Genomic DNA, 24,158 nt, shown 5'->3' with positions numbered 1-24,158 from the left:
ACGCTCACATGCGGCTCACCGGTGGTCAATATTCGCCTCGCGGAAGTCTTCGCGCGATCGACGGCGGGTGCCGTCGGCGCCGGCCCGCGCCATTCGGATCGAATCGAACCGTCTGCACGGACCGATCCGTTCACAAAAACTGGGAGAAGAGCAATCGTTTTGCCGCCGGTTACCGCTGTTCGACGTATGGGAGCGTTCGACGGAGACGTACTGGCGGGACTGCTCGAGGGGAACGACCGACACGTGGAGACGATCCCGGACGACCACTTCTCGGCCGTACAGGACGGGCAAGCGCCCGACGTGGTCACGATCTGCTGTTCGGACTCGCGGGTTCCGCAGGTCCGGATGTGGGGCGCCGAGGAGCCGGGGACGGTGTTCACGCCGAGCAACATCGGCAACCAGGCCTGGGACGAACACGACGGCGAGCGCATCGTCGACGGCGGCCTCCTCTACCCGGTTCACCACGCCGGGACCGACGCGATCGCGGTCGTCGGCCACACCGGCTGCGGCGCCGTTACCGCCGCCTACGGGGTCGCGATCGGCGGCGACCTCCCGGGCCCCGAAGGCGTCGACAAGTACGTCGAACTACTCGTACCCGTCGTCGAGGAGGCCCTCGAGAGCGACCTGATCGATACCGACGCCGACGAGGAGACGGTGATCAACCAGCTCGTGGAGTACAACGTCCACGAACAGGTCGAGTTCCTTCGGAACTCGGCGGACGTCCCGGAGGGAACGGCCGTCTACGGCTTCGTGTACGACTTCCAGGGAGTCTACGGCGACGAGCACGGCCGAACCTACCTCGTCGACCTCGAGGGGGAAACCGATCCCGAGGCGATCGCCGACCGGGTCCCCGAGGGATACGAGGGGGCCGTGAAGAGCCTCCTCTACTGAGCGATCGGTCCACCGGGCGGCGGACGCTAACCCCCGGTGATACGCCGAATCGTACGATATCGTGTCCTGAAGGCCCCGATTCGGACGTTTTCTCGAACTGACCGGGACCGGAAGTGTTATCAACGTGGCGCAACTCCCTTTAGAAGCAATGGCGAAAGGAACCGTTGATTTCTTCAACGACACCGGCGGCTACGGATTCATCGAAACTGAGGACGCGGACGAGGACGTTTTCTTCCACATGGAAGACGTTGGCGGCCCTGACCTCGAAGAGGGACAGGAACTCGAGTTCGACATCGAGCAGGCCCCCAAGGGCCCGCGCGCGACGAACGTCGAGCGCCTGTAAGGCGAATTCGAAACGGTATCGACACTTGACTGCAGTATTTTACACCGGTGAGCGACCGCGTCGTCGCCGAGGTCGACGGACCGTCACCGATCGGTGCTGTGATCTGACTCGGGAAGCCGAGTTCGGCGGTGATAAGACGGGGGCTCGTCACCCACGCTCGAGGAGTGCGCGTGCGACCTGACCGGGGCCTCGTTCGATACGCGTACCGGCACTACTCGCTTCGGAGTCCCGACCGTTGCACCGTCGGGAGGTTCCAGCCGTACGTCACCGCAGCCAACCGAGTCACGACGGTCACCACCGCGCACGCCCCAGCAGCCGTGCTCCCGGTCGCTCCGAGCGTACCCACCATCCAGTAGGCGATTCCCCCGAGGACCGCACAGCTCGCGTAGAAATCCTCGAAGAGGATGAACGGGGCTCGGTCGAGGAGAACGTCCGCAAACGCACCACCGCCGACGGCGTTGATCGTCGCGATCGCGACGATTCCGAACGCAGAAACGCCCGCTTCCGTGGCGACGATGGCACCGGTCGTCGTGAAGGCGGCGAGCCCGATCGCGTCCGAGACGAGGGTGACCGGATGGGTCTCCGGAGACGACAGAACGACGCTCAGCGCGATCGCCAGGCCGACTCCGACGAGCCCCAGGCCGATTTCGAGCGGTGACTGGAGCGCTAACGGAACTCGAGCGACGAGGAGGTCGCGCGTTGCGCCGCCGGCGAACGCCATCGCCAGCCCGACGATGGTAATTCCGAATACGTCGAAGCCCTCGCGGATCGCCTTCGATGACCCGACGAGGGCGAACGCGACGAGGCCGATCGCGTTCATAACGGCAAACGGATCGCCGAAAAAGGATGCGATGAAGTCCTGACTCATTGCGCTCGCCTACGTGGGTGCGCGTCTTGAGTGTCGCGTCTCGAGTGCGCTCCCCTGGGCAAGCCCACTGTGCAGGACGCGTGCGGTAACCTCCAACCGGCGCCGTCCGTACGAGGGGACGAAGTGTGTTCGGTCGAGTGGAAGACTCAGGAAGTCATCGTCGCGCCGTGACGGACGACGAACGACGAGGGAGGCGCGCAACCCCGACGGTTTTGTGGACTCGGCGCGGACTCGAGACCATGACCGAGACGACGGAGACGACCGAGCCGCGCCTCCGACGCGGTGACGAGATCGAATACGAACCGGTCGACGCGGCCGAGGGACTCGAGAAGGGCGTCCTGCTCGCCGACGAGCACGGCGCCCCGAACTTCGCGATCCGGCGGTTCGTCCTCGATGCCGGCGCCGAGGTCCCGAAGCACACGAACGCGGTCGAACACGAGCAGTACGTCCTCGAGGGGGAGTACACCGTCGGGATCGAGGACGAGGAGTTCGAGGTGCGCGCGGGCGACTCGCTGCTGATCCCCGCGGGGACGGTCCACTGGTACCGAAACGAGGGCGACGTGCCCGGCGCGTTTCTCTGTGCCGTCCCGAACGGTGACGACGAGATCGAGTTGCTCGAGGAGTGACCGCCGTTCGGCCCGTCGTTCGACCCCCTCGAGTGTGAGCGACGTGTGAGTGCGAGCGCGAGGGCTCGGAGCGCACGATAGACGGATCGAAGAAGGAGCGAAGAAGGAGCGGTGGTCGACGTCGCGCCACTCGCGGCGTCGATCAGTCGTCGTCCGATCCGATCGGGTCCTCGGCGGGGAGGGGGCCGTCGGGGTCAGCGTCGGAATCGCGACCCTCGGCCCGGGCGAAGATGCGGTCGGCGATGACGTGGGGGCGCGAGCCCGAACCGACGTCCGAGTCCGAGTCGGTGACGACCGGCTTGCGCTGGAACAGCAGCTTCGCGGCGACGTCCCAGGCGAAGAGGACCGCGCCGAGGATCACCAGCGTGTCGCCGGGCATGCGCAGCCACATCAGCGTCTGCACGGCGCCCGACTCGTAGAACGCCAGGCTGCGCGCCACGTCGTACCCCTCGGTGAAGGCGACCTCGAGCTGGAGGAAGCCCACGGGGAGCAGCGAGAGGAACAGCATGAGCGCGAGGCCCACGTTACAGCTCCAGAACGACCAGCGCAGACGGCGCTCGGTCCAGCGGCCGGGGTCGGTCGTCACCCGGAGGATGTAGACGCCCATCCCCATCGCGAGCAAGCCGAAGGCGCCGAACATCGCGCCGTGGGCGTGGGCGACGGTGAGGTAGGTGCCGTGCTCGTAGTAGTTGATCAGCGGCAGGTTGATGAAGAATCCCAGCACGCCGGCGCCGAAGAAGTTCCAGAACGACGAGGCGATGATGAAGTAGAACGCCATCCGGTAGGGGAAGGACGTCCCGGCGCCGGACATCGCGCGGTACTCGTGGATCGCCTCGTAGAGGATGAACAGCAGCGGGATGAACTCGAGCGTCGAGAAGACGCTGCCGACGGGCACCCAGACGTCGGGCTGGCCGACCCACCAGTAGTGGTGGGAGACGCCGATGATGCCGCTGCCCATCACGAGCATGGCCTGGAAGATGACCGCCTTCTCCGCGGACTTCTTCGAGAGCAGGTTCATCGAGACGAGCGTCAGCGAGATCACCACGAGGATGAAGAACTCGAAGACGCCCTCGACCCACATGTGGACGACCCACCAGCGCCAGAACTCGGTGGTCACGATGTTCGTCTCGGGCGTGTACATGAAGCCGGCCATGAACAGGAGGCCGATCGAGCCGCCCGCGTAGACGATCATGTGCGCCAGCCCGTACCGGGGCTCGCGCTTCAGCAGCGGCTTGAAGCCGCGGGCGACGAGGTAGGTCCACCCGAGGAAGCCGACCAGCAGGCCGGCCTGCCAGACGCGCCCGATCTCCAGGTACTCGAGGCCCTCGTTGCCGAGCAGCCACCAGAGTTCGCCCTCGAAGTAGTTGTTGGTGCCGAGCCAGATGCCGGCGAGGCCGCCGACGGCGACGACGAGCAACGCGGCGATGAGGCCCTTGACGTACAGCGCCTGCCGTTTCGGCTCGTAGCCCGTCAGCAGCGGCGCGAGGAAGAGGCCGGCGCCGAGCCACATCGTCGCGATCCAGAGGATGCCCAGATCGAGGTGCCACGTGCGCACGATCGACCACGGGAGGACCGCGAGGACGTCGATTCCGAGGTACTCCTCGAGGCCGAAGAAGCTGTCGCGCTCGACGTAGTAGTGGGCGAGGAGTCCACCGAAGAGCGTCTGGGCGACGAACAGGAGCGCCCCGATCAGGACGAACCGCGTGCTCAACAGCTGACTCGGCGTGAGATCGATCTCTCGCGGGTGGGGGATCGAGACGCCTTCGGCGTCCGGTTCGGGAAGCTCGACGGCGCGGTAGAGCCAGATGGCGGCGCCCGCGCCGGCGACGAGCAGCACCATCGCGACGACGCTCCAGGTCATCGCGGGGCCGGCGGCGTCGTTGCCCGCGTCGGGCGAGTAGGGCCACTCGTTCGTGAACGAGACGTCCCCGCCCGGTCGGTCGGTGTGCGAGATCCAGGCCGTCCACAGCGCGAAGTCGGCGAACTGCTCGGCCTCCTCCGCGGTGGGGATCTGTCCCTCGGCCACGCCGCGCTCGCGGTCGCCCTCGTGGTAGCGCTCGACGTACTCCTCGCGCACCTGCTCGTGGGCGTACAGCTCCGCCTCGGAGTACTCGACCTGCGAGCCGTACTCGCTGTCCTCGAGTTCCTCCTGGACCCGGGCCTCGACGGCGGCGCGCTCGTCGGCCTCGAGGTCGTCGACGGAGTCCGCGTCGTACTCCGCCTGCGCGTAGTACTCCTGCATGTGCTCGGTCTTCAACTCGAGGGCGTTGGCGGTGTAGTCGGAGTCGTAGTAACTGCCGTGTCCCAGGATCGAGCCGAGGTTCATCATGCCGTTCTCCTGGAAGACGGCCTTTCCGGTCCGAACGTCGTCGGCGGTCGCGACGGACTCGCCGTCGGGGCCGACGATGGTTTCGGGGACGTCGGGCTGTGCTTCGTACGAGAGCCACGCGCCCCCGCTCATCACGACGAGATTCACGAGGAAGATCGCCGCGAGGATCGTAGCGAGGGTTTTTCGTCGTACTTTCATACCGCTTCGACGTCGGGAGCCGGTACCCGTCAAACGGCGCGCCTATTCCTATCCCGTGGAAATACCTCCGAATTTGTTCGGCGGGGAGACTACGGGTGTCGGTCCACTCGTGGGTGGGTAGACCGACGGGCACGCGTCGAGGCCGCGGCCGACTCGAGTCCGGTCGCGCGAGCATCGGGTCGTACGGGCGCGGTCTCCCCGAGGACCGGGTTGCGACGCTGGCCGACGAGGAACACGAAAAATCAAATTTGGCCGAGCCGGGTCGGTCGACGGCGTTACGCGGCCGCGACGATGGCGTCCTCGTACTCGGCGATCGCCTCGAGCACCGCCGCCCGGTCGTCTTCGGGGACGTCGAACTCGGCGAGGGTCTCGTCGAGGTGCGTCGCGATGGCCTCGAAGTCGGGCCGCGTGATGCCGAGGTGTTCGTGGGCCTCCTCCATGCTCTGACCGTCGTAGTCGACGGGACCGCCCGCGACCGCGGAGATAAACTGCGTCTGGTGGGCGCGTTGCTTCTGCATGTCCACGTCGTCGAAGTAGTGGGCGACCTGCTCGTCCGACAGTACGCGCTCGTAGAATCGATCGACGACGGACGCGATGGCGTCACGGCCGCCGAGTCGGTCGTAGAGAGTTTCGCTCATCCGGTCATACGTCCGGTCTTTATATCCATAAGCGTCAGCCCGAACCCGTTCGGCGATCGATTAATATGGGGTGGGATAACAACCCACACTATATCGCCGCTCGAGCGGATCGAGACGCCACATCGAAACCGGAGGTCGGGCCCATCGACCGGGTCGCTCCCGAACGAGACGGTCGGATTCGAACGCGAGTGACAAAGGGAAGGAGTGACGGTCCCGAAGGGGGGTGACGCCGGATCGATGCCCGCAGAACGTGCGCTTTTCATACCCCAGGCACGGACTGGTGTCTATGAGAACGCTCGGGACGTTGCGACTGGCGACGCGGGGCTCGGCACTCGCCCGACGGCAGGCCTCGCTGGTGAAGGGGGCCCTCGAGGAGCGTCGGTACGAGGTCGACCTCGTCACGGTGGAGACGACGGGCGACCAGATCAGGGACGAGTTGATCCACCGCCTGGGGAAGACGGGGGCGTTCGTCCGCGAACTCGACGAGCGCGTCCTCGCGGGCGAGCTCGACGGGGCGGTCCACTCGCTGAAGGACATGCCGACCGAACAGCCCGCCGAGCTCGTGACGGCCGCGGTGCCCGAGCGCGGCCGACCGGGGGACGCCCTCGTGACGCCCGACGGGAAGACGCTCGAGGAGCTTCCCGACGGGGCGGTCGTCGGTACCTCGAGCCTCCGTCGGCGCGCCCAACTGCTCGCGCGACGGCCCGACCTCGAGGTCCAGCCGCTCCGGGGGAACGTCGACACGCGCCTCGAGAAGCTGCTCGCACCCGCGTTGCAGGAGGAACACCAGGAGCGGACGGAAGCCGACAAAGAGCGAAAAGGAAACGTCGGGCGCGAGGCGCAACGCGCCTCGGAGAGAGCGAGCGGCGATGAGCCGCGAGCAAGCGAGGACTTCGAGCCCGTGTTCGAGCGATCGGTCGACGACTGGTTCGACGACCTCTCGGAACTCGAGAAGCAGGCCCTCGGCCGCGAGGTCGACGTCGAGTTCGACGCAATCGTCCTCGCGGAGGCGGGTCTCGAGCGAAGCGGGCTCTCCCACCACGTCGAGTACCAGCGCCTCCCCGCCACCGAGTTCGTCCCCGCGCCGGGGCAGGGCGCGCTCGCGGTGACCGCGGTCGACGGCGAGACGGCCCGGGAGATCCAGCGGACGATCGACCACCCGCGAAGCCGCGTCGAGACGACGGTCGAGCGGACGATCCTCGCGGAACTCGGCGGCGGTTGCATCGCGCCGATCGGCATCTACGCCGTCCTCCAGGGGGAGTACGTCCACGCGACCGTCCAGGTGTACGACCGCGACGGCGAGGAGTCGGTGACCGCGAACCGCGACCTGCCGGTCGAGACCCACGCGAAAGCAGCCCGCGAGTTCGCCGCCGACCTCCGCGACCGGGGCGCCGACGAGTTGATCGAGGCGGCCCGCCGGGAGGCCGACGCGGACGACGAGGCCCCCGATACCGCCGACGAGATGAAGGGGAAGTGAGATGACGGACGCGCCGAAAGACGCGGGTGAGACACCAATGGAGACGGACCCAGACGCAGGCATCGTCTACCTCGTCGGCAGCGGCCCCGGCGACCCCGACCTGCTGACCGTGAAGGCGACGCGACTGCTCGAGGAGGCCGACGTGATCCTCCACGACAAGCTTCCAGGGCCGAAGATCATCGACTCGCTGCCCGAGGATCGCCGCGAGGACGTCGGCAAGCGCGCCGGCGGCGAGCGCACGCCCCAGTCTGCGATCAACGAGCGACTGGTCGAACTCGCGCGCGAGGGTAAGACCGTCGTCCGACTGAAAGGCGGCGACTCGTTCGTCTTCGGCCGCGGCGGCGAGGAGGCCGAGTACCTCGCCGAACACGGGATCGCGTTCGAGGTCGTCCCGGCGGTCACCTCCGCCATCGCCGCCCCCGCGGTGGCCGGCATCCCCGTCACCCACCGCGATCACGCCTCCTCGGTCTCGTTCGTCACCGGCCACGAGGACCCCACGAAGGAGGAGTCGTCGGTCGACTGGGAGGCCCTCGCGGCGACCGGCGGCACCATCGTCGTCCTGATGGGCGTCGGCCGACTGCCGGACTACACCGCGGCCCTGCTCGAGGCCGGGATGGCGCCCGAAACCCCCGTCGCGCTGATCGAACGGGGAACCTGGCCCGGCCAGCGGGTCGCGACCGGTACGCTCGAGACCATCGTCGGTGTCCGCGACGAGGAGGACATCTCGCCGCCCGCGGTGACGGTGATCGGCTACGTGGCCGCGACGCGGGAGACGGTCGCCGCGTTCCTCGAGAACGAGTACGAAGACGAGCGCGAGGGCGCCGAGGGGGAGCGAGAATGAGCGACCCGACCCCCACCGTCGCCGTCTTCCGCCCCGACGACGAGCGGCGCTCCGAGGCCGCGTCCCTGCTCGAGTCGCTGGGCGTCGAGCCCGTCCCGGATCCGATGCTCGCCGTCGAGTCCACCGGCGAGGTCCCGCGGACGGACGCCGACTACGCAATTTTCACGAGCAAGACGGCGGCAGACCTGTTGGCGGAGACGGACTGGGACCCCGGCGAATCGACGGTCGTCGCCATCGGTCCCGCGACCGCCGACGCCCTCGAGGCGGTCGGCTACGAGGTCGACGTCGTCCCCGAGGAGTACACCTCGAGCGGCCTCGTCGCCCACCTGGGGGAGTCGGCGGACGTCGACCTCGACGGGGCGCGCGTGGAGGTCGCCCGCAGCGACCACGGCAGTCAGGTGCTCCTCGACGGCCTTGAGGCCGCGGGCGCGTACCTGCACGAGACGATCCTCTACCGACTCGTCCGGCCCGACGGGAGCGGGGAGTCGGCCGAACTCGCCGCCGAGGGAGGGCTGGACGCCGCCTGCTTCACCTCCTCGCTCACCGTCGAGCACTTCCTCGAGGCCGCCGAGGAGCGGGGGATTCGGGAGGAGGCGCTTTCGGGACTCGAGGGAACGCTCGTCGGCGTCATCGGCGAACCGACCGCCGAGACGGCCGGCGAGCGCGGGGTTCCCGTCGATTTCGTCTCGAGCGAGGCGACGTTCGAGGCGCTCGCGACGGAGACGGTCGCCCGGCTGTTCGGCGACGACGTCGAGTGAGACGGGCGACGGCGCTCGAGGTCGATTTTCGACGGCGGTCGCACACGGGGACGGCCAGGGCCGGCCTCACAGCTCGAGCGTGTAGACGACTTCCTGGCGCTCCTGATCGCCGATCTCGACGGTCCCCTCGCCGGTCTGTTCGAAGCCGAGTTGCTCGTAGAAGGCCTGCCCGCCCTCGTTGGAGGCGAGGTCGATCGCGCGCATCCGCTCCATGTTGAAGTCCTCGAGGTCCTCGCGCAGGCGGTCGTGGAGCGAGGTGCCGATCCCCTCCCCCTGGTGGTCGGGGTGGACCGCCATGCGGAGGACGTCACCCTCGTCGCCGCTGACGACGCCGTGGGTGAAGCCGACGACGTCTCGTTCGCCGTTCGACGCGCCCTCATCGCCCCCTTTTTCCGCGACGAGAAACGCCGTTCCAGCCTTCGACAGCGCCGTCTCGAGGGCTTCGTCGCCGTACCACTCGTCGATCGTCCGGTCGACCGTGTCCGCGTCGAGTTCGTCGTAGGTCTCGTGCCACGTCTCCCGGGCGACGGTTCGGATCTCCTCGTAGTCGTCATCGTCGGCGGGCCTGATGGTCGCGTTCATCGCAGCGCGCTACATCGGCGACGGATAAAGTGCTATCATGCGCCAGCGCCCGCGACAGTCCTGAATTCGAACCCGTACGCCGTCGTTCCGCGAGCGACGGTGCGGACTCGCTACAACTCGAGGGTGTAGACCGCCTCGGGGTAGGAGTCGCCCTCGATCTCGACGATTCCCTCGTCGCTTTGTTCGAAGCCCAGTCCCTCGTAGAACGCCCGACTCGCGTCGTTGAACGCGAAGTCGAGCGACCGGACCCGCTCGAGGTCGTACGCCTCGAGTTCGCCCATCAACCGCTCGTGCAGGTCGGTGCCGATCCCTTCGCCCTGGCGGTCGGGGCGGACGTACATCCGGAGGACGTCCGCCTTCTCGTCGTGGGCGACCGCGTGGGTGAACCCGACGAGTTCGCCGTCGTCCGTCTCGGCGACCAGCACGACCGTCCCCGGCGCCTCGAGCGGCACGGTGTCGTCGGTGTACCACCGGTCGACGGTCCGGTCGATGAGGTCGCGCTCGAGTTCGTCGTAGGTGTCGTGCCACGTCTCCCGGGCCACCTCCGTCATCGACTCGAAGTCGTCCTCGCGTGCGCGTCGGATTCGCATACTCCCTGTCTGTATGCCACGAGTAAATGAGTTCGTGTCAGATCGATCCTTGCCACTCGAGTGCCGTGGCGACGCCCAAATGTCGCATTGATAACTACTGTATGAACGTGAGGTGGTCTACAAAGGGGTAAGTTTTGGTCTATCACTGCCCTGTATTGAGCGTTCGACCTTCCGCGTTGATCGCTCCTCACTCTGTGCCACATTCCCACTGTGTGTGGAGTATGGCTGAGACAAGCTACTCAGGTGCTGTCAGAAGTGGCGTGCGAGATACAGAGGATGAGTTCAGCACGGCGTCTTCGTTTGTTTCACGCCGATAATGACGAATTACCCGCACACTATACGTTCGTCTTGAACGGTGTCGGCGGTTAGTCCCTTTCCTCTTCTTGGATAACGGTACTATCCGAGTCCTCGACGATGTGGAACTCATTTGCCCCGCAATCACACCCTGCTCTCTTTCCAATAGGTTGAATCGTTCCGTCAGGCCACTTTTCGGCGGCGTAGACAGACCCACAGGATGAGCAAGAAACAATCGTTCGTTCGCTCTCCCCCTCGGGTATCGTGTCCACCTTTTAACCTGCAGCCAGCATAACTGTGTTGTGATTATTTGAGTGAGATCCAGCAACTGCTTAGTCTATACCCTGTACTGAGCGGATACTGCCTTCGAAAATAGGGCCCCGGCCCCGTACGACATTCGCGCCCTATATTCAGCACGGTCCTTGGAACCTATCACTGCTTAAGGGGTTCAACAAGGTCAAAGAGTTCAGTTCCCGGCACTCGCTGGATTACCTATCCGTTCCCACAGTACGTGAACAGCGATAACTCCTATTATCGGGAAGAGCACGGGATAGACGACTTCTATTAACAACCATCCCAGCAGGAAGCACTCCATCGGTGCGCCCGGACTACTGCACAACGGTATCATGCCACCCGACCAGTTGCCAAACCGCCAAATCTGATGACCAACAGGTTCGGTTTGCGTAGAAACACCGAATAAGACAAGCAGAGTGATATAAATAATCGCCCGCTTGGTCGTGATATTCGACATACTATTCCTGATCAGTAGACATTATTGTGGCAAATATTTTCTGTGTGATATATAGGTTTCGAGCACACGTACCACCTGGTTCACCGATGCCTGTGGCGAAACTAACTCCCTGAAAAGAAGTCCGTGATGCGTGCTACACCACGAACGTGCAATAGAGCCTCGTCGTAGGGAAAAACGGTATCTGACGTAACCTAGTGGCATCCGGAAATCCGACGGATGCTCGCGGAGAAGAACGCGGTGAAAGCTCCAGACCGCCTCCTTTCGGTTCATCCGGAGCGATCCGCGAGCCGTCGTCATGGGCTTTCGACGCGTTAGCGTCAATTGTGGACTCGAGTCGAGTAACGAAACGGTTCCCTGTGGATCGTGAAGGAGGTCGCAACGGAGTATGCCGAACGAATACGCGACCAGTATACGGAGGACGATTAGAGCCGTTCTTTGATCGTCCGAGCGGTCTTCTCTCCGACGCCGGAGACGCTCTCGAGGTCCTCGAGCGACGCGTTCCGCACGTTCTCCACGCTCCCGAACCGTCCGAGCAGCCGTTTTCGGGTCTCGGGGCCGATCCCCGGCACGTCGTCGAGCACCGTCTTCACTTCGTCGCGGACGGTCTGGTGGTACTGGACGGCGAAGCGGTGGGCCTCGTCGCGCACGCGCTGGAGGAGGTGGAGGTGCGGGGCGTCCCGCGGCCACGAGAACTCCCTGTCGGGGGTGATCACGCGCTCCTCGGCCTTCGCGAGCGCCACCGCGGGGACGTCCCAGCCGACGGCCTCGAGGGCGTCGCGGGCGGCCTCGAGTTGGCCCGCACCGCCGTCGATCAGCAGCAGGTCGGGATCCGGGCGGTCGTCGCGGCCCTCGACCGCGCGGCGGGCGCGCCACTCGAGTAAGGCGCGCATGTTGTCGTAGTCGTCGTTCTGGTCGGTGAGCTTCTTCCGACGGTAGTCGCCCTTCTCGGCGTTCCCGTCGACGAAGGTGACGTCGCTCCCCACCGCCGACTTGCCCTGGGCGTGGCTCACGTCGAAGCCCTCGATGCGGCGGGCCGACTCGAGGCCGAGCGCGTCGGTGAGCATCCCGCACTCGTCCCGGCCGCCGACGTTCCGCCGGGCGTTCTTCAGCGCGAGTTCGACCAGTTTGGCCTCCCGGCCGGCGCCGGGAACCCGGACGGCGACGCCCTCGGCCTCGAGCCACGCCGCGACTTCCGCGTCGCCGTGGCGCTCTGGCAGCAGGAGGGCGTCGGGCAGCCGCCGCTCGGCGTAGTACTGGACGATGAACGCCGCGAGGACGGGCGAGACGCCCTCGCCCCCGCTTCCGCTCGCACCTCCGGCTCCGTACCCGCCCTCGTCCGGGGCGGGCGCCTCGAGCGTGTGCCGATCCCGGTCGACCAGCTTTCCGCTTTCCGAGCGGAGGCGAGCGACGACGGCGGTTTCGCCCTCGACGGCGACGCCGAGCACGTCGACGGTGCGCTCGTCGCCGAACGACTGGACCGCCTCGCCGCCCTCGCCGTGGAACGCCTCGACGGTCTCGAGGCGGTCCCGGAGGTTCGCCGCCCGCTCGAAGTTCTTCCCCCGGGCGGCCCGTTCCATCTCCCGCCGGAGCGGGTCGGCGAGGATCCCCGTCTCGCCCTCGAAGAAGCGCCGGACGGCCGTCACGTCCTCGGCGTAGCTCTCGAGGTCGATCTCGCGGGTGCAGGGGGCCGTACAGAGGCCCATCTCGAAGTCGAGGCAGGGACGGTCCCGGTTGGCGTACTTGTGGTCCGAACACCCGCGGACGCCGTACGTCTCCCGCAGCGCCTTCACGACCGTCTCCACCCGCCCTTTGTTGGTGAACGGGCCGAAGACCGTCGCCGCCTCGTTGGGGTCGCGCGTGACCTCGATCCGCGCCGCCTCGTGGTTCGTCAGCTGCACCATCGGGTAGGACTTGTCGTCCTTCAGTCGGACGTTGTACCGCGGCTGGTGGCGCTTGATCAGGTTCGCCTCGAGCAACAGCGCCTGGGTCTCGGTGTCCGTGACCGCGATCTCGACGTCGTCGGCCCGATCGACCATCCGGCGGATGCGCGCGCTCCGCGGGTCGGCGTACGACCGCACTCGGCTGCGGAGGTCGACCGCCTTCCCGACGTAGAGGGTCGTCTCCCCCTCCCGGAACTGGTAGACGCCGGGCTCTCGCGGGAGTTCCCGCGCAACCTCGCGCACCGCTTCGGCGTTCATCGGCCCCGGCAAGGGAGCGAGCGAATTTGAGCCTGACGTCGGGGTGACGGGGGCGGCCGCCCCGCGTTTCCCAACACTCTCGAGGCTCGAGGGAGAACCGACGCCCATGGAAGAGTCGGACGCGACCGTCCGGTGCTGGCTCGTCGAGCGTGACGTCGATCAACGGAACCTGGTGACGCTGGTGTACGCGACGCCGGACGGCACGCGCTACCAGCAGCGCGAGCGGTCGCCGAACGCCCTCCGACAGGGAGTCGGCGTCACCGCGGCGGTCGAGGTCGACGAGGACGACCTCGAGCCCGTCACCGACGAGGAGACCCGGGAACGGTACGCGGCCGAGGTCGATCGCACCGCGGCGCAGTACGATCCGGACGAGCTAATTTGACGTCGGATCCGGCGAGACAGCTTGTGATGGGGCCACACACCGACGTGATAAAATTTATCCGAAGCGGGTGAGAGAACACACGTATGCCCGCGATCACGGTCGACGGACTGACCAAGGCCTACGGGGAGACCCTCGCGCTCGACGACCTCTCGTTCGAGGTCGAAGAGGGCGAGGTGTTCGGATTCCTCGGGCCGAACGGTGCCGGAAAGTCGACGACGATCAACGTCCTCCTGGATTTCGCTCGCCCGACCGCGGGCGACGTCCGCGTGTTCGGGTTGGACGCTCGCGGACGCAGCCGCGAAATCCGCCAGCGAACCGGCGTCCTTCCCGAAGGTGTCGAAACGTACGATCGACTGACCGCCCGCCAGCACCTCGAGTTCGCGATCGAGTCGAAGGGAGCCGACGACGATCCCGAACGGCTATTGGAGCGGGTCGGACTGAGCGACGCGATCGACAGGAAGGCCGGCGGCTTCTCGAAGGGGATGTCCCAGCGGCTCATGCTCGCGATGGCGCTCGTCGGCGAACCCGACCTGCTCATCCTCGACGAACCGTCCACGGGTCTCGATCCGAACGGCGCTCGCGAGATGCGCGACATCGTCCGCGAGGAGAACGAACGGGGCGCGACCGTCTTCTTCTCGAGCCACATCATGGAGCAGGTCGAGGCGGTCTGCGACCGAATCGGCATCCTCCGGGACGGCGAGATGGTCGCCGTCGACACGGTCGAGGGACTGCGCGATTCCGTCGAGGGCGGGACGACCCTCCGGGTCACCGTCGATCGGATCGACGACGAGGCCCTCGAGGCCGTGCGTTCCCTGCCCGACGTCTCGAACGTCGTCGTCGAGGGGCGTGAGCCGCCGACGGTCGTCGTACAGGTCGACGGGTCCAAGACGAACGTCCTGCGCGAGTTCGAGGACCGCGGCGTGGAGGTCAGGGACTTCTCGACGACGGAGGCGTCGCTCGACGACGTCTTCCAGTCGTACACGACGGGCGCGGAGGTGCGCGCCCGATGAGCGCGAGTTCGAGCGCCGAGACCGGGTCGACGTCGTCGGCCTCCTCGTCTCGGTCCGCCTCGAGTTCGATCAACCCCGAGAGCGTCCTCGCGGTCGCGCGAAAGGACTTTCGGGACTCGATCCGCTCGTGGCTATTCCTGGGATTGAGCGCGTTCTTCTTCCTGATCCTGGTCGGGGTGACGGGAACGCTCTCGTACTTCGGCGAGGACATCGCGGCCCAGGGGGCGACGACCGACATGCTCGTCGTCTTCGTCAGTCAGATCACGAGGCTCGTCATCCCGCTGATCGGGCTGATTCTCGGCTGGAAGTCGATCGCGGGCGAGCGCGAGTCGGGGAGCATCAAGATCCTGCTCTCGCTCCCGCACTCGCGGCGGGACGTCATCCTCGGCAAGCTCGTCGGTCGGTCGGCCGTCCTGTCGGTTTCGCTGACCGTCGGGTTCGCGCTGGCCGCCGTCGTCGTCGCCGTGTTACTCGGCGGCTTCGACGTGGTCGATTACGTCGGCCTGCTCGTGATGTCGATCGTCTACGGCGTCGCCTACACGAGCGTCGCCGTCGCCCTCTCGTCGCTGACTCGATCGACGACGATCGCGGGCGCCGCGATGTTCGGGGTCTTCGTCCTGTTCTACGTCGTCTGGAACGGCCTGTCGACCGTATTCCAGTTGCTCGCCCAGCGAGATATCATCGCAACGAGCACGTACACCACCGAGATCCAGGGCCAGGAAATGGAGGCGCAGCGCCTCCCGGATTGGACGTACTTCATCCAGAACCTCGATCCCGGCGAGGCCTACAGCAGGGGACTGACCCTGCTCACGGACGTGGACGCGATCGAGACGCAAGCCCAGTTCAGCGCGGAGATGTTCGGCGGCGAGCTGCCGTTCTTCCTTCAGGACTGGTTCTCGTTCCTTATCCTCCTGTTCTGGATCGTCGTTCCCGTCGCGATCGCCCTCTACCGGTTCGATCGCGTCGACATCTGACCGACGACCGCTCGCCGGGCGCGTCGATCCCCCGTTTACGCGTTCGGGATCGACCGGTTCCGAACACCGTCACGCCGATCCGACGATTCGCTTAGAAGGCTGCAGCCCCTCTCTCCGGTCGTGACCTCGAGCATCTTCTACGGCGGCAAGGGCGGCGTCGGCAAGACCACCTGCGCGGCGGCGACCGGGCTCCGCCTCGCCGCCGAGGGTCGGGAAACGCTCGTCGTCTCCACCGACCCGGCCCACTCGCTCGCCGACGCCCTCGAGATCCCCCTCGGTCCCGAGCCCCGATCCCTCGAGTCGGTTCCTCGCCTCTCGGCGGTCGAGATCGACCCCGAAACGCGCGCCGACCGGTACGAGCGGATCGCGAGGGCCCTCGCCTCCGACCTGCGCAGCGCCGGCGTTCGCCTCTCCGACGAGGAGGTCGAGCGGCTCTTCGCTTCCGGCGCGCCCGCGGGTGCGGACGAACTGGCCGCCCTCGACCTCCTCGTCGAGTACGTCGACGGGGGCTCGTGGGACGCGATCGTCTTCGACACCGCGCCGACGGGCCACACCCTCCGCCTGTTCGATCTCCCGGCGGTGATGGATCTGGCCCTCGAGACGACCCAGTCGCTACGGGGGCAGGTACGCCGGATCGGGGACTCCGCGAAGCGGATGATGCTCGGCCCGATGGCGTTCGCGACGGGAGGGGACGACGGACCGGACGGGCTGGTCGACCTCCGCGGGCGGATGCATCGAGCACGCGAGATCCTTCGAGACCCCGACCGCACCGAGTTCAGGGTCGTCACCATCCCCGAGACGATGGCCATCGAAGAGTCGAAACGCCTCGTCGACCGACTCCGGGAGGCCGAAATCCCGGTCCGAACGATCGTCGTCAACCGCGTGCTCGAGCCCGAGGCCGTTCACGACGACTGTTCGCGGTGTCGGTCGCGCGCGAGCCGACACGAGGAGCGCCTCGAGGAGATCGAGCGGGCGTTCCCGAATCTCGCGGTCGTCGCGCTGCCCGAAGCCGAGGGGGAGGTTCACGGCCTCAGGACGCTCGAACCGCTGGCGGATCGCCTCTCGAGGGCGCCGTCGCCGGTTCCGGCGGAGTGACGCCGTGAACTGACGTAAAACGGACGAAACGATCGAAAACGGTGACGATCGCGCGTAAACGACGGTCACCTTATTTACCGACCGGCGCCTCCCGTACGGATGCAATGACGCACGAACGAGTGCACCTCGCGGACGCGGTCGACCGGTCGACCGTTCGGACCGCGAGCAAACTGGTCCTCGCCGCCCTGTCGGTGATACTGCTCTGTTACCTCGCCTCCCTCCTTCCGGGGGCCGAGTGGCTGCTCCCCGGCACGCCCATCACGGTGATCGCGCTCGCGGGCGCGGTCGCCACGCTGCTGGTCGTGGGCCTGCTCCTCTCGCTCGCCCCCGTGCTCGCGACGTTCGTCCGCCTGAACCTCCGCGGGCCGGACGCGGTCGTCGAGGACGTCGCCTCGATGGTGCAGACCGTCGTCGTCCTCCTCACCGTGCTGGTCGCCCACCGCGGACTGGCGCCGGCGATCACCCCGCTGCTCGAGGGTGCGACGTGGGTCTACGACGTCGTCTTCCTCACGCTGACGCTGCCGCTCCTGGTGGTCCTCGCGATTCGCCTGTACGAGTTCCTCGACCCGGCGGCCGACGCGGTCGCCGACCGGGTCGCGGGCGGGCAAGCGACCGCGGAGGAGGCCGACGACGGGCCCGAGGGGGTGTGACGATGGCCTCGACGAACGCCAGCGCGACCGCCACAACCGCGCTCGAGGCGCGCTCGATCGCCCTGGGTTCGGTCGCCAGCCTCGTCACCTGGGTGCTGGGCTACGCCGCCACCTACGTGATCGTCGCGCCCGACGTCCGGGAGTCGGGGCTCCACCGCGCCCTCGAGGCGTTCGGGGGCGAACCGGCCACCTACGAGGTGGTGGGGTGGGTGTTCTACAACGCCCACTTCGTCGACACCGTCTTCCGCGACGTCCCCATCCTCGGCACGGAGACGTCCTCGTACGTCGGCGGCGACGGCGGGTTCACCGCGGCGCTGTACGCGATCCCGATCGCCCTGCTGTTCGTGGCGGGGCTTGGCCTCGCGAGGTACCGCGGCGCGACGGACTGGCGCGACGGCGTTCCCATCGCGGCGTCCGTTCTGCCGGGCTACCTGCTCGCGTCGATCGCCGGCGTCTTCCTGGTCGAGGTGTCGATCGGCGGAGCGACCGGCGCGCCCGACCTCCTCCCGGCGGTCGTCCTCGCCGGCGTCTGCTACCCGCTCGTGTTCGGCGGCGCCGGCGGCGTCGTCGGTGCGCTCACGGCCTCGAAACCGAGGGCGGAGTCCGAATCCGACGCCCGGCCGAACTGACCGGCGTCACTCGAGGTCGGGGCTGCCGTCGCACGGGGTCGAGCCCCGCCAGTCGAGTGTATCCTCGAGTCCCCCTCAGCCGAGGTCGCCCTCGAGTCCCCGGTCTTCGAGCAGGTTCCGAAACTCGTCCTCGTCGACGATCGGCACGTCGTTTTCCGCCGCGTCCTCGCGCTTCGTCGCGCCGGGGTTCTCCCCGACGACGAGGTAGTCGGTGTTGCCGGAGACGCTGCTCGTGGCGTTCCCGCCGTGGGCTTCGACGAGTTCCTGCGCGTCGCTCCGGGTCATTCCCGAAAGCGAGCCGGTGAAGACGAAGGTGAGGCCCTCGAGTTCGTCGCCCCCTCCGCCCTCCGTTTGCTCCTCCCGCGGCGAGACGCGCTCGAGGATGTCGTCGACCGCCTCGGCGTTGGCCTCGCTCGCGAAGAACTCGTGGATCTGTTCGGCGACGGTCTCGCCCACCTCGTCGACGGACTCGAGGCGCTCGGGATCGTTCTCGGCTGCCTCGCGGAACGCCTCGAACGTGGCGAACTCGCGGGCGAGTTCCCGGGCCGTGGCGGGGCCGACGTGGGGGATGCCGAGCGCCGAGAGGAAGTCCGGGAGGGGCGGTTCGCGGCTCGCCTCGAGTTCCGCGAGCAGGTTCTCCGCGCTCGTCTCGCCCCAGCCCTCGAGGCCGGTGAGGTCCGCGGGCTCGAGGTCGTAGAGGTCGGCGATCGAACCGACGAGGCCCGAATCGACCAGCTGGCGGACGCTCTTCTCGCCCAGGCCCTCGACGTCGAGGCCGTCGTCGCTCGCGTAGTACTCGATCGAGCGGCGGAGCTGGGCGTCGCAGGCGAGCCCGCCGGTGCAGTAGGCGATCGGGCCGTCGCGCTCGATCGGACTCTCGCAGACGGGGCAACGATCGGGGAACTCGTAGTGGCCCTCGCTCCCCTTCTCGACGACCTCCTCGACGTAGGGGATGACGTCGCCCGCGCGCTGGACGCGGACGGTGTCGCCGACGCCGACGTTCTTCGCGGCGATCTCCTCGGGATTGTGCAGGCTCGCGCGCGAGACCGTCACGCCGCCGACGTCGACCGGCTCGAGTAACGCGACGGGCGTGAGCCGCCCCGTCCGGCCGACCTGGACCGCCACGTCGACGATCGGCGTGACCTCGGCGCGGGCGGGGAACTTGTAGGCGTACGACCAGCGGTCGTGCCGCGCCGTTCGGCCCAGCGCCTCGCGCGCCTCGCGGTCGTCGACCTTGATCACCACGCCGTCGATCTCGAACGGGAGGTCGTCACGGCGCTCGAGCAGGTCGTCGCGGTACTCGATCGCCCCCTCGATCGAGTCGACGAGTTCGACCTCCTCGGTGGTGCGCAGCCCGTACCGGGGGAAGCGCCGCAGTTCGTCCCAGTGAGTGTCCTCGAGGTCGCTCGCGTCGAGGACGTCGAAGTAGAACACCGAGAGGGGGCGCTCGGCGACGACCGAGGGGTCGAGCTGGCGGATCGTCCCCGCGGTCGCGTTCCGCGGGTTGGCGAACGGCTCCTCGCCGCGCTCGATCCGCTCGCGGTTGTGCGCCTGGAAGGCGTCCTTTGGCATGTAGACCTCCCCCCTGACGGCGAAGCGTTCCGGCGGGTCGTCGTGCAGTCGTCCCGGAACCGCGCCGATGGTCCGCGCGTTCCGCGTGACGTCGTCGCCTTCCCGGCCGTTGCCGCGGGTGACCGCCCGCTCGAGGCGGCCGTCTTCGTAGACGAACTCCATCGAGACGCCGTCGAACTTGGGTTCGCAGACGTACCGGACGTCGTCGGGGTCGAACCCGGCCTCGCGAAGCTCCCGGCGGACGCGCTCGTCGAACTCGCGGACGTCCGCGACGTCGCCGCTCGAATCGATCGAGAGCATCGGCGCGACGTGCTCGACGGTGTCGAACGCATCGATGGGCTCGCCACTGACGCTGCGGGTGGGGCTGTCTGTGTGGGCGAGGTCGAACGCCTCCTCGAGCGCCTGCAGCCTCGAGAAGAGGGCGTCGTAGGTCCGGTCCGCGATGATGGGGTCGTTTTCGGCGTAGTAGCGGCGATCGTGTTCCCGGATCGCTTCGCGGAGGCGTTCGATTTGGCGCTCGGCCTCCTCCTCGGAGAGGGCCTCGAGCGGTTCGAACTCCGTCGGCGGGTTCCGGAGGTACGGGTTCTCCCGGTCTTCGGCGTCGGAATCGTCGTGGTCCTCGTCGACGACGGTCATTATCGGGGTGGTGGAACTCGAGGGTTATAGTTCGCGTTCATCGCTCCTCGAGTCGCGGGCGCGGACGTCGATCCGGTTCGCGTCTCGAGTGTATCGGCGGCCGGGGCAGCGTCGAACGCTCGAGTCGACCGAGCGGCCTCGGTCGCACGAACGCGAGACGTTTCCACGCCCTCCCCAGCCGATTGCGGTGCTCGCTTCGCTGCGCTCCTCATCCCTCGCGAGTGCTTCGCCGCGACTCGCTCGTCGCTCGACGCGGCTCAGTGCGCGCCGACGAACGGTTCCGGGCTGTGGACGGCCGACGACGGAGTCACCGCCGGTGGACTCGGGGAGGGGGTGCGAGACGGACGGTAAAATCGGGAGAGAGGAGTCGTCTCACGCCGGCAGCGAGACGCGGCTCACCGGGAGCCGATAGGTGCCGTCGAAGAACTCGAGTTCGCTGACGGTCCACCGGATGGGGTCGATCTCGCGGTCGGCGAGTCGCTCCGCCGCCTCGAGGTCGCCGCCGCGGGCGAGGGTGACGTGGGGGACGTAGTCGGGGCCCTCGAGGCCGTCGACGGGGTCGAACGCGCTCGCGAGGTCGACGTGGATCGACTCGAGGCCGGGGCTCTCGACGGCGAGGTAGACGACGGGCGCGGAGCCGAGCGGCGGGTCCGCGAAGTAGTCGATGCCCGTGATGCGGGCCTCGACGGCGGGCGTCCCCTCGAGCGCCCGGTGCGCTCGTCGCTGGAGGTCGCCGACCTGGTCGGCGTCGCCCAGCCGTTTGAGCAGGAACGAGTGGTCCTCGCGGACGGAGTCGAAGCCGAGCAGGGAGGGGTAGAGGTCGGCCGCGAGTTCGCGAACGCGTCCGGGGACCGGGACGTTGACGCTGTACACTTCGGCGAACCTAGGGGATCTCGGCCTATGAGTCCTGCGTTCTCCGGCGCGGGGCCGCTCGAGGGCGACGCTCCCGGCGTCGGTCGGAAAGACCTATTTAGCCGGCAGGACCATCACTCAATAATGGACGAACGGGGGCTTCAGGCCCTGCTCTGCGTGCTCGTGGTGGTTGGGTGTTCGTTCGCGCTGGTTCCGTCCGCGGTCCTCGGCGATCCCGCGGTCGACGGGGGCGTCGCGGACGGGAGTTCGACTCCGGCGATCGAACCGGCGAGCGCCACGTCGATCGATCGGGGTACGTCGATGCCAGCCCTCCAGGAGGAGGAAGAGAACGCGACGCTACCGGTCCCCGACTCGCACCTGACCGAGATCGAGGTCGCGGAGAACGGAACCGCGTTCGTGACCCTCGAGTACGAGTACCTGCTCGAGGAGGACGGAACCGACGACGGGAACGAGAGCGACGCCGGCGGTGCGGACGAGGACGGCGACGAACCCGTCGACTGGGAGGAGCTGAACGCCTCCGTCGACCAGCGCGAGGACGAGTACGTCGCGACGTTCGAGGAGCGCTGGTCGGAGACCGCTACGGAGGCCGCCAACGAGACGGGCCGCGAGGAGATGGCGATTCGCGACGTCTCCATCGGAACCGACGAGACGACGACGCCCCACGAGTACGGCTACGTCCGGGTTACGTTCGTCTGGGAGGAGTTCGCCTACGTCGAACTCCCGATGATCGAAATCGGCGACGCGATCGAGGAGTACGAACTCGACGACCACATGCGCCTGGTGATCGCCTGGCCCGAGTCCCACGAGGCCACGTCGATCGAACCCCAGCCCGACGATCGACGCGAGTCGGCGGCGGTCTGGGACGGCGACGAATCCGAATTTTTCGAGGGCGAACCCACCGTCGAGGTGGTCGAAGCGAGTGAAACCGGCGGGGATGGGCCCGCGGGCGGATCGTCCGACGCCGAGTTTCCCGCGACGTGGTTGCTCGTCGGCGGCGTGGCGCTCGCGCTGACCGCCGTCGGCGCCGCGGGCTGGTGGTACCGATCCGGGCGGACCGGGTCCGAACCCGCGGCGCCGACCGCGTCTGCCGAATCCCCCGTCGCCGCGTCCGGACTCGAGGACCCCCCGGAGGGCGAGGGGGAAGCGCACGCGGACGAACCGGACGGACCGCCCCCGGAGCTGTTGAGTAACGAGGAGCACGTCCTCCGACTGCTCGAGGAGCGCGGCGGGCGGATGAAACAACAGGAGGTGGTCTCGGAACTCGACTGGACCGAGGCGAAGACGAGCCAGGTCGTCACCGGACTCCGCGAGGACGACGAGATCGACGTCTTCCGGATCGGCCGCGAGAACGTCCTCACGCTCCCCGACGACGAGCGGGAGGAGTGAGACGCCGGCGAAGGGGCCCTGCCGACCACCCTCGGAGGGGCAATCGTTGCCAGAACGAGCAGGATTTAAGAGGGAGGAGTTCGTTTGGTCACGCAATGAGTCACACCGTCGGCACCGCGCCCACCGTTCTCGGTACCGACGGGTCCGTCCCACGGCGGCGACCGCGGCCGGGCCTTTGAGCCCGCACTACATCACATCCCTCAATTTCGGTGTTTTCCCCAAATCCCCAGATACTCTTTGGTTCTGTAGTTAGCTACCGCTTTCTGAGAAAATTACCTAACTGAAATCAGTGAATTTAAGTCCGTCCTTCGATTGCTATCGAGTACGATATGACCCGCGTGGCACTTGCGTTCTCGGGTGGGCTGGACACGACCGTCTGCGTCCCCCTGCTCGAGGAGGAGTACGGATACGACGACGTCATCGGCGTTACCGTCGACGTCGGCCAACCGGCCGAGGAGTTCGACGAGGCCGAAGAGACCGCCGAGGCGCTGGGCCTCGAACACTACGTCGTCGACGCGCGAGACGAATTCGCTCAACTCTGTCTCGAGAGCGTTCGCGCGAACGCGACCTACCAGGGATACCCCCTCGGCACGGCGCTGGCTCGTCCGGTAATCGCCGAGGCGATCCTCGAGGTCGCCGAGGAACACGACTGCACCGGCATCGCCCACGGCTGTACGGGTAAGGGGAACGACCAGCTGCGGTTCGAGGCCATCTGGCGCGACTCCGATCTCGAAGTGATCGCGCCCGTGCGCGAACTCGGGCTCACGCGCGAGTGGGAGCAGGAGTACGCCGCCGAGAAGAACCTGCCCGTCGAGGGCGGCAGCGGCGGCGACTGGTCGATCGACACCAACCTCTGGAGCCGCTCGATCGAGGGCGACGAACTCGAGGACCCCAACTACGTCCCCCCGAAGGAGATCTACGAGTGGACGCAGGACCCGACGGGCGAGACCGAGACGATCGAGATCGAGTTCGAGGAGGGCTACCCCGTCGCGGTCGACGGCGAGGAGATGGACCCCGTGTCCCTCATCGAGCACCTCAACGACCTCGCCGGCTCCTACGGCGTCGGCCGCACCGACTCGATGGAAGATCGCATGCTCGGGCTGAAGGTGCGCGAGAACTACGAGCACCCCGCGGCGACGACGCTGCTCAACGCCCACGAGGCGCTCGAGGGGCTCGTCCTCACCCAGGAGGAGCGCGAGTTCAAGCAGCTGATCGACGGGAAGTGGTCGAAGAAGGGCTACGAGGGCCTGATCGACGCCCCGCTCGTGAGCGCGCTCGAGGGATTCATCGCCGAGACCCAGAAGCGCGTGACGGGCACGGTGAAGATCCGCTTCGAGGGCGGCCAGGCCCGCGCGGTCGGCCGCGACAGCGAGTTCGCCGCCTACTCCGCAGCCCACGCCTCTTTCGACACCGAGACGGTCGGGAAGATCACCCAGGAGGACGCCACGGGCGTCGCGAAGTACCACGGCTTCCAGCGCCGCCTCGCCAACTCCGCGGTAAAGGCCGCCGAGGAGAAACTCGAGGTCGCCGCCGACGGCGGCGAGTCCGACGAGACCGACGAGTAATC

General features: G+C 67.4%; 22 protein-coding genes. 14 read left to right on the top strand and 8 right to left on the bottom strand.

Annotated features, from left to right (window positions below):
- Positions 1 to 186: 186 nt before the first annotated feature.
- Together RJT68_RS01270 and RJT68_RS01265 are read left to right on the top strand one after the other, a co-directional pair.
- A complete protein-coding gene (locus tag RJT68_RS01270) occupies positions 187 to 891 on the top strand; it encodes a carbonic anhydrase (protein ID WP_407038574.1) in 705 nt (234 codons plus the stop codon).
- 148 nt (positions 892 to 1,039) lie between these two features.
- Positions 1,040 to 1,234: a cold-shock protein gene (locus tag RJT68_RS01265; RefSeq protein ID WP_407038573.1), complete on the top strand. Its 195-nt coding sequence runs from the start codon at positions 1,040 to 1,042 to the stop codon at positions 1,232 to 1,234.
- Between the two features lie 211 nt (positions 1,235 to 1,445).
- Here RJT68_RS01265 and RJT68_RS01260 read toward each other — a convergent pair whose 3' ends face one another.
- Complete coding sequence (locus tag RJT68_RS01260; RefSeq protein ID WP_407038572.1) at positions 1,446 to 2,102, bottom strand: trimeric intracellular cation channel family protein; 657 nt, start codon at positions 2,100 to 2,102, stop codon at positions 1,446 to 1,448.
- A gap of 239 nt (positions 2,103 to 2,341) precedes the next feature.
- Here RJT68_RS01260 and RJT68_RS01255 point away from each other — a divergent pair, with 239 nt between their 5' ends.
- On the top strand, positions 2,342 to 2,728 hold the full coding sequence (locus tag RJT68_RS01255; protein ID WP_407038571.1) for a cupin domain-containing protein: 387 nt from the start codon (positions 2,342 to 2,344) through the stop codon (positions 2,726 to 2,728).
- Between the two features lie 142 nt (positions 2,729 to 2,870).
- On the opposite strand, the gene RJT68_RS01250 is transcribed toward RJT68_RS01255, so the two are convergent.
- Both RJT68_RS01250 and RJT68_RS01245 read right to left on the bottom strand, forming a co-directional pair.
- Positions 2,871 to 5,255 carry a nitric-oxide reductase large subunit gene (locus RJT68_RS01250; protein WP_407038570.1) on the bottom strand — a complete coding sequence of 795 codons (2,385 nt, stop codon included), beginning with the start codon at positions 5,253 to 5,255 and terminating at the stop codon, positions 2,871 to 2,873.
- Between the two features lie 275 nt (positions 5,256 to 5,530).
- A complete protein-coding gene (locus tag RJT68_RS01245) occupies positions 5,531 to 5,893 on the bottom strand; it encodes a group I truncated hemoglobin (protein ID WP_407038569.1) in 363 nt (120 codons plus the stop codon).
- 286 nt (positions 5,894 to 6,179) lie between these two features.
- On the opposite strand from RJT68_RS01245, the gene hemC reads away from it, so the two are divergent.
- Genes hemC through RJT68_RS01230 form a run of 3 tightly spaced genes read left to right on the top strand, consistent with a single transcriptional unit; the run spans position 6,180 to position 8,969 of the window.
- Positions 6,180 to 7,370, top strand: a complete 1,191-nt coding sequence (gene hemC, locus RJT68_RS01240) for a hydroxymethylbilane synthase (protein WP_407038568.1) — start codon at positions 6,180 to 6,182, stop codon at positions 7,368 to 7,370.
- Between the two features lie 37 nt (positions 7,371 to 7,407).
- Positions 7,408 to 8,211: a uroporphyrinogen-III C-methyltransferase gene (gene cobA / locus RJT68_RS01235; protein ID WP_407038567.1), complete on the top strand. Its 804-nt coding sequence runs from the start codon at positions 7,408 to 7,410 to the stop codon at positions 8,209 to 8,211.
- Complete coding sequence (locus tag RJT68_RS01230) at positions 8,208 to 8,969, top strand: uroporphyrinogen-III synthase (protein WP_407038566.1); 762 nt, start codon at positions 8,208 to 8,210, stop codon at positions 8,967 to 8,969. The genes cobA and RJT68_RS01230 overlap by 4 nt, the downstream gene beginning before the upstream one ends.
- Before the next feature lie 66 nt (positions 8,970 to 9,035).
- Here RJT68_RS01230 and RJT68_RS01225 read toward each other — a convergent pair whose 3' ends face one another.
- The 3 genes from RJT68_RS01225 to RJT68_RS01215 all read right to left on the bottom strand — a co-directional run bounded on the left by RJT68_RS01225 (position 9,036) and on the right by RJT68_RS01215 (position 13,384).
- Complete coding sequence (locus RJT68_RS01225; RefSeq protein WP_407038565.1) at positions 9,036 to 9,551, bottom strand: GNAT family N-acetyltransferase; 516 nt, start codon at positions 9,549 to 9,551, stop codon at positions 9,036 to 9,038.
- 110 nt (positions 9,552 to 9,661) lie between these two features.
- Entirely contained in the window at positions 9,662 to 10,141 is a 480-nt protein-coding gene (locus RJT68_RS01220) for a GNAT family N-acetyltransferase (RefSeq protein ID WP_407038564.1), read from the bottom strand.
- Between the two features lie 1,467 nt (positions 10,142 to 11,608).
- The gene (locus RJT68_RS01215) at positions 11,609 to 13,384 is read right to left on the bottom strand and encodes an excinuclease ABC subunit C (RefSeq protein ID WP_407038563.1); all 1,776 of its coding nucleotides are present in this window, start codon (positions 13,382 to 13,384) and stop codon (positions 11,609 to 11,611) included.
- A gap of 106 nt (positions 13,385 to 13,490) precedes the next feature.
- Here RJT68_RS01215 and RJT68_RS01210 point away from each other — a divergent pair, with 106 nt between their 5' ends.
- From RJT68_RS01210 to RJT68_RS01185, 6 genes are all read left to right on the top strand, one after another.
- Entirely contained in the window at positions 13,491 to 13,766 is a 276-nt protein-coding gene (locus RJT68_RS01210; protein WP_407038562.1) for a hypothetical protein, read from the top strand.
- Between the two features lie 83 nt (positions 13,767 to 13,849).
- Positions 13,850 to 14,776, top strand: coding sequence for an ABC transporter ATP-binding protein (locus RJT68_RS01205; protein WP_407038561.1), 927 nt, complete (start codon positions 13,850 to 13,852; stop codon positions 14,774 to 14,776).
- Positions 14,773 to 15,750, top strand: a complete 978-nt coding sequence (locus RJT68_RS01200) for an ABC transporter permease (RefSeq protein ID WP_407038560.1) — start codon at positions 14,773 to 14,775, stop codon at positions 15,748 to 15,750. The genes RJT68_RS01205 and RJT68_RS01200 overlap by 4 nt, the downstream gene beginning before the upstream one ends.
- Before the next feature lie 120 nt (positions 15,751 to 15,870).
- Positions 15,871 to 16,845, top strand: a complete 975-nt coding sequence (locus tag RJT68_RS01195; protein WP_407038559.1) for an ArsA family ATPase — start codon at positions 15,871 to 15,873, stop codon at positions 16,843 to 16,845.
- Between the two features lie 104 nt (positions 16,846 to 16,949).
- On the top strand, positions 16,950 to 17,495 hold the full coding sequence (locus RJT68_RS01190) for a hypothetical protein (RefSeq protein WP_407038558.1): 546 nt from the start codon (positions 16,950 to 16,952) through the stop codon (positions 17,493 to 17,495).
- A 2-nt stretch (positions 17,496 to 17,497) separates the two neighbouring features.
- Positions 17,498 to 18,124, top strand: a complete 627-nt coding sequence (locus tag RJT68_RS01185) for a hypothetical protein (protein ID WP_407038557.1) — start codon at positions 17,498 to 17,500, stop codon at positions 18,122 to 18,124.
- 75 nt (positions 18,125 to 18,199) lie between these two features.
- Here RJT68_RS01185 and ligA read toward each other — a convergent pair whose 3' ends face one another.
- Both ligA and RJT68_RS01175 read right to left on the bottom strand, forming a co-directional pair.
- Positions 18,200 to 20,332 carry an NAD-dependent DNA ligase LigA gene (ligA, locus tag RJT68_RS01180; RefSeq protein ID WP_407038556.1) on the bottom strand — a complete coding sequence of 711 codons (2,133 nt, stop codon included), beginning with the start codon at positions 20,330 to 20,332 and terminating at the stop codon, positions 18,200 to 18,202.
- A 372-nt stretch (positions 20,333 to 20,704) separates the two neighbouring features.
- On the bottom strand, positions 20,705 to 21,205 hold the full coding sequence (locus RJT68_RS01175; protein ID WP_407038555.1) for a 2'-5' RNA ligase family protein: 501 nt from the start codon (positions 21,203 to 21,205) through the stop codon (positions 20,705 to 20,707).
- Between the two features lie 123 nt (positions 21,206 to 21,328).
- On the opposite strand from RJT68_RS01175, the gene RJT68_RS01170 reads away from it, so the two are divergent.
- Entirely contained in the window at positions 21,329 to 22,591 is a 1,263-nt protein-coding gene (locus RJT68_RS01170) for a helix-turn-helix transcriptional regulator (protein WP_407038554.1), read from the top strand.
- A gap of 329 nt (positions 22,592 to 22,920) precedes the next feature.
- Entirely contained in the window at positions 22,921 to 24,156 is a 1,236-nt protein-coding gene (locus tag RJT68_RS01165; protein WP_407038553.1) for an argininosuccinate synthase, read from the top strand.
- Positions 24,157 to 24,158: the final 2 nt, after the last annotated feature.

Origin of the sequence: Halovalidus salilacus, assembly GCF_031852275.1 — an archaeon.
Taxonomy (GTDB): Archaea; Halobacteriota; Halobacteria; order Halobacteriales; family Natrialbaceae; genus Halovalidus; species Halovalidus salilacus.
Note: the sequence above shows the minus strand (reverse complement) of the source record. Positions and strands in the feature narration are given on the sequence as shown.

Excerpts from the sequence above, each read along its gene's own strand:
- hemC (WP_407038568.1), top strand. The coding sequence starts at position 6,180 with ATGAGAACGCTCGGGACGTTGCGACTGGCGACGCGGGGCTCGGCACTC.
- RJT68_RS01255 (WP_407038571.1), top strand. The coding sequence starts at position 2,342 with ATGACCGAGACGACGGAGACGACCGAGCCGCGCCTCCGACGCGGTGAC.
- RJT68_RS01210 (WP_407038562.1), top strand. The coding sequence starts at position 13,491 with ATGGAAGAGTCGGACGCGACCGTCCGGTGCTGGCTCGTCGAGCGTGAC.
- RJT68_RS01215 (WP_407038563.1), bottom strand. The coding sequence starts at position 13,384 with ATGAACGCCGAAGCGGTGCGCGAGGTTGCGCGGGAACTCCCGCGAGAG.
- RJT68_RS01205 (WP_407038561.1), top strand. The coding sequence starts at position 13,850 with ATGCCCGCGATCACGGTCGACGGACTGACCAAGGCCTACGGGGAGACC.
- RJT68_RS01170 (WP_407038554.1), top strand. The coding sequence starts at position 21,329 with ATGGACGAACGGGGGCTTCAGGCCCTGCTCTGCGTGCTCGTGGTGGTT.
- RJT68_RS01265 (WP_407038573.1), top strand. The coding sequence starts at position 1,040 with ATGGCGAAAGGAACCGTTGATTTCTTCAACGACACCGGCGGCTACGGA.
- ligA (WP_407038556.1), bottom strand. The coding sequence starts at position 20,332 with ATGACCGTCGTCGACGAGGACCACGACGATTCCGACGCCGAAGACCGG.
- RJT68_RS01260 (WP_407038572.1), bottom strand. The coding sequence starts at position 2,102 with ATGAGTCAGGACTTCATCGCATCCTTTTTCGGCGATCCGTTTGCCGTT.
- RJT68_RS01185 (WP_407038557.1), top strand. The coding sequence starts at position 17,498 with ATGGCCTCGACGAACGCCAGCGCGACCGCCACAACCGCGCTCGAGGCG.
- RJT68_RS01165 (WP_407038553.1), top strand. The coding sequence starts at position 22,921 with ATGACCCGCGTGGCACTTGCGTTCTCGGGTGGGCTGGACACGACCGTC.
- RJT68_RS01200 (WP_407038560.1), top strand. The coding sequence starts at position 14,773 with ATGAGCGCGAGTTCGAGCGCCGAGACCGGGTCGACGTCGTCGGCCTCC.
- cobA (WP_407038567.1), top strand. The coding sequence starts at position 7,408 with ATGGAGACGGACCCAGACGCAGGCATCGTCTACCTCGTCGGCAGCGGC.
- RJT68_RS01270 (WP_407038574.1), top strand. The coding sequence starts at position 187 with ATGGGAGCGTTCGACGGAGACGTACTGGCGGGACTGCTCGAGGGGAAC.
- RJT68_RS01250 (WP_407038570.1), bottom strand. The coding sequence starts at position 5,255 with ATGAAAGTACGACGAAAAACCCTCGCTACGATCCTCGCGGCGATCTTC.
- RJT68_RS01230 (WP_407038566.1), top strand. The coding sequence starts at position 8,208 with ATGAGCGACCCGACCCCCACCGTCGCCGTCTTCCGCCCCGACGACGAG.
- RJT68_RS01190 (WP_407038558.1), top strand. The coding sequence starts at position 16,950 with ATGACGCACGAACGAGTGCACCTCGCGGACGCGGTCGACCGGTCGACC.
- RJT68_RS01225 (WP_407038565.1), bottom strand. The coding sequence starts at position 9,551 with ATGAACGCGACCATCAGGCCCGCCGACGATGACGACTACGAGGAGATC.
- RJT68_RS01245 (WP_407038569.1), bottom strand. The coding sequence starts at position 5,893 with ATGAGCGAAACTCTCTACGACCGACTCGGCGGCCGTGACGCCATCGCG.
- RJT68_RS01220 (WP_407038564.1), bottom strand. The coding sequence starts at position 10,141 with ATGCGAATCCGACGCGCACGCGAGGACGACTTCGAGTCGATGACGGAG.